Raw genomic sequence first — 2024 nt, 5'->3', positions numbered from 1 at the left:
TCACTTCTTCTTTTAATCGCTTATTCTCTTTTTTAACTCGCTTAATTTCATTTATACGAATGAGTTCACGGCTACTTTTCTCGGAAAAGCACGTTCGTCATGTTTTTCATATTCTTGAATCTACTGGTAGATGGAATTGGGACGGACTTCTAGTTTGAACAAGTATTCCTTCGTCTAAGACGAGTAAAGTAGCTTGTCATTTGAATTTTTGTGTAAATGATTTATGTTTCATGACAATTCATCCTCGACTTCACTTAACTTGGTGCCTACTATAGCATAATTCGTTAATCCCATATAAATGAAAGGGACTGCCTTTTTTTTGCCAACTTTTCCTCGTTTATAAGATTTTGAAAACAAAAGTAGTTTCCATTTTTTGGAAACTTTTTTAAAGATGTGGCTACTTATTTAGGAAGCTGAAAATAATAACCCCTGTTTCTCAATGTTTTTATAAGCTGCATATTCGAATCGTTTAGCTTATTTCTCAAAAGATGAATGAGGTTGGCAACACGATACTTAGTCTTAGTATCCTCTAAACTCTTATATTGTTCCCATAAATAGTTTGCAATCTGTTCATAGGAAAAAATTTCCTCTGGGTTTTGATATAGAAGTAAAAATAACTTAAATTCTAATTGAGTTAGCGAACGTTCGTTTGTTCCATCTAGTAAAATAGTTCTATTAGATTCATTTATACTAATGTTTTTATTTTTTGGAGGAACAGGCAAGTACAACACTGAAAAAAAATTCTTTATGCTAAACACAGCCTCCCTCCATGTCTCATAGATACAATGAGCTCCTAAGTGTAGAAAAACTTCTCTTTCATGTGGCTGCACAGAAGAAATTACCCACAAAAAAAGCGACTTATTTTGATTCATTAATGTTAATGCCTCACAGGTTTCAATAAATTTTTCATCTGAGCGAGCATCCAAAATAATTCCATGAACTGTATTTAATATCTCTGTTCTTTCAACAGAAAGATTGTCTAGCGAGACGACAGAGTATATTTTTTCTGGAAACAAGGTATAGTCTTGTTCACCTACAGGGGAAAATAAATGAACATGTCCAATATAAATCATATTTATTCCTCCGTTTACATGTTTTATTTATTATACTTCTCTAAGAATGAAATGCTAGTTCCTAGGGTACATTAAAAAATATGGGATATACTTATTTACAAAGAATACATTACTTATTCAAAATAAATTGTCTAATTATCCACATGCGTGCAAAAATTGGACTAAAAATATCAGATACAGCTCCTGTAAGTATCTGATTTGTTTATGATTGACTGATCAACGTATTCGATAACTGTCATACAACAGAAATTCAATTTGCCTGATTCAAATTTTTTTATATGCGCATATAAAGTGATTTTCAGCAACATTTTGGAATGGTAAGTAGGTCAGTCCAAATGGTGTTCTAATCGATCAAATAATTGTTGACGACTCGCTTCAACCAATGAACGAACGGCAAAAACCACATCGATTTCAGAAATATGCTGCTTCACATTGAGAAGTAACGATATTTGATTGATAGTATAGTCTTCTATACTTATAGGCTGTGATACACTTTTCTTGACTATCAGTTACATTACCGGAAGGAATGAACTCTATTGAGAAAAACATATGATCGTGAATTTAAACTAAAGATTTCACAGGATATTCTTGAGAAAAAAATAACTACCAAAAGAATCGCTGAAGAATATAATATCTCACGTCCAACAATTTCTCGATGGGTTTCAGAATATCGTCGATACGAAAAAAATGCTTTTGCTGGACAAGGAAAAAGATTACCTGATAAAGCAGATTTCTACATTTTTGAACAGGAAAATAAACGGCTAACAGAGGAAAATGACATTCTAAAAAAGTTCTACACGTTTGTGAAGCAAAAAAGTAGTTCGTTTTGAGTTTGTTCACAAACATCATCAACAATAGTCAATTCAAACTTTGTGCAGGATTCTAAATGTAAGTAGGCAAAGATATTATTTATGGCGGAATCGTCGCCCCAGTAGGACTCAACTCCGCCAT

2 protein-coding genes are annotated in these 2024 nt (G+C 32.6%); one reads left to right on the top strand and one right to left on the bottom strand.

Annotated features, from left to right (window positions below):
- Positions 1-401: 401 nt before the first annotated feature.
- Entirely contained in the window at positions 402-1073 is a 672-nt protein-coding gene (locus BCR26_RS16630) for a winged helix-turn-helix domain-containing protein (protein ID WP_069700078.1), read from the bottom strand.
- 536 nt (positions 1074-1609) lie between these two features.
- Between BCR26_RS16630 and BCR26_RS16625 the strand changes: the two genes are divergently transcribed.
- Positions 1610-1903 carry a transposase gene (locus BCR26_RS16625; RefSeq protein ID WP_069700077.1) on the top strand — a complete coding sequence of 98 codons (294 nt, stop codon included), beginning with the start codon at positions 1610-1612 and terminating at the stop codon, positions 1901-1903.
- Positions 1904-2024 lie beyond the last annotated feature (121 nt).

This window comes from Enterococcus rivorum (assembly GCF_001742285.1).
In the GTDB taxonomy this organism is placed as follows: domain Bacteria; phylum Bacillota; class Bacilli; order Lactobacillales; family Enterococcaceae; genus Enterococcus_L; species Enterococcus_L rivorum.
Note: the sequence above shows the minus strand (reverse complement) of the source record. Positions and strands in the feature narration are given on the sequence as shown.